The 1417-nt window shown below is 64.4% G+C and carries 1 protein-coding gene, 1 tRNA gene and 2 pseudogenes; all 4 read left to right on the plus strand.

Features of this window, described 5'->3' with window-relative positions; translation table 11 throughout:
• Positions 1-479, plus strand: a pseudogene (locus tag LY05_RS15005) (hypothetical protein); the annotation flags it as partial.
• 53 nt (positions 480-532) lie between these two features.
• A tRNA-Gln gene (locus LY05_RS15010) sits at positions 533-607 on the plus strand.
• A 142-nt stretch (positions 608-749) separates the two neighbouring features.
• Positions 750-1232 carry a hypothetical protein gene (locus LY05_RS15015; RefSeq protein WP_148923708.1) on the plus strand — a complete coding sequence of 161 codons (483 nt, stop codon included), beginning with the start codon at positions 750-752 and terminating at the stop codon, positions 1230-1232.
• Positions 1233-1310: 78 nt separating this feature from the next.
• Positions 1311-1417 (plus strand): annotated as a pseudogene (locus LY05_RS15495) (IS5/IS1182 family transposase); the annotation flags it as partial.

Consider the following 1417-nt stretch of genomic DNA (forward strand, 5'->3'; position numbering starts at 1 on the left):
CAATACCGAGCGCCCGCATCTGGGCTACCGAAACCAGGGCAGACGCCCCATCGAAACCGTCATGTCATTCGTCAGTCAAGAAGGTTAAGAGAACATACGACGCGATATGGCTGCGCTTTCCGCACGAGGTGCGGCTGCTGCTCGAGAATCAATACGTCTTCAAGCCCTTCTGGAATCACGCGAACGGCGTGCCGGGCTTCGCCGACTGGCCCGAGCGCCTGCGCCGCGACCGGCGCGGCGCGCACGAGGCGATCCGCGCGCTCGACACGCCGGCGATCCTGCGGCGGCTGTTCGACCGGCTTTACGTGCTGCGCAACCAGCTGGTGCATGGCGGCGCGACGTGGAACGGCTCGGTCAACCGCCGGCAGGTCGCGGACGGCGCGCGCATCCTGATGGTGCTGCTGCCGCTGTTCATCGACGTGATGATGGACCACCCGGACGAGGATTGGGGCCGTCCCTTCTACCCCGTGGTCGATTGACCCGAACGCCCTTGCGGCGGCGGCGCGGCGCGTCTATTTTGCGCCCCGCGCATTGGGGCGTCGCCAAGTGGTAAGGCAACGGTTTTTGGTACCGTCATTCGCAGGTTCGAATCCTGCCGCCCCAGCCATGAATCTCAAAAAATCACGCAAGATCAACCGGGTGTCCCGGGTCCGCCCGGCGTCCGCCTCACAGGTCCGCGAAACTGACGCACAGGCTGAGACCCGCGCCATCGCGGTCTGCGCCCGAAAGCGGCGCCAAGGGTGACGTCCATGGACGTCAGCCTCGAGCGCGAGAAAGCCTGCGTCCAGCAGGGGGCTGCCCGGATCGCGGCCCGACGCGAGGCCGAGCGCAAAGCGGCCGAGGCGGAGAAGCGAATCGGCGATGCGAAAACTCGGGCCGAAATCGAGGCGGCCCTGATCGATGTCAACCACCTCGACGGACCGCGCAGAGGCGTTCCCTGGGCCATGGAAATGGCTGAAGCATGTCGGAAGACGTGCGCGCAAAGTCCGGGCCGCCCTTTGGACGAGGCAATCGATCCCGAGACTTATGTCCCCGATCGGCCAGATGCTCTCGCCCAGCGAGCCGCTTCGGAAACGCCATATCCATCCAATGCGATCCCGGGTACGTTTTCGGTGGTCTGGGTCAGACGACATTCATCTGACGCGCCCAAATCGGCTCAGCTTCCGGCAGACCATGGGTGCACCCCCCTTGCGCTGCGCGCCATGGCGCGAACAAGTGTTTGGAACCCATGATGAGAATGTCTGAGAGCCGAACCCGAAAAGAGTTCAGCGATCTCAGCAGGTTGTGATTCCGTCCGTTTGCGAGACGAGATGGAGTGCACAATGGCCTGGACAGAGACCGCTCGCCGGGATCATGCCCGGCGAGGGCGCGGTTGTTCAAGCGATCTGACGGAACGCGAATGGGGGCTGGTCGCGCC

This window comes from Oceanicella actignis (assembly GCF_008124525.1).
Lineage (GTDB): Bacteria > Pseudomonadota > Alphaproteobacteria > Rhodobacterales > Rhodobacteraceae > Oceanicella > Oceanicella actignis.

Bases quoted from the DNA above. Each gene is read 5' to 3' on its own strand.
- LY05_RS15015 (WP_148923708.1), top strand. From the start codon at position 750: ATGGACGTCAGCCTCGAGCGCGAGAAAGCCTGCGTCCAGCAGGGGGCT.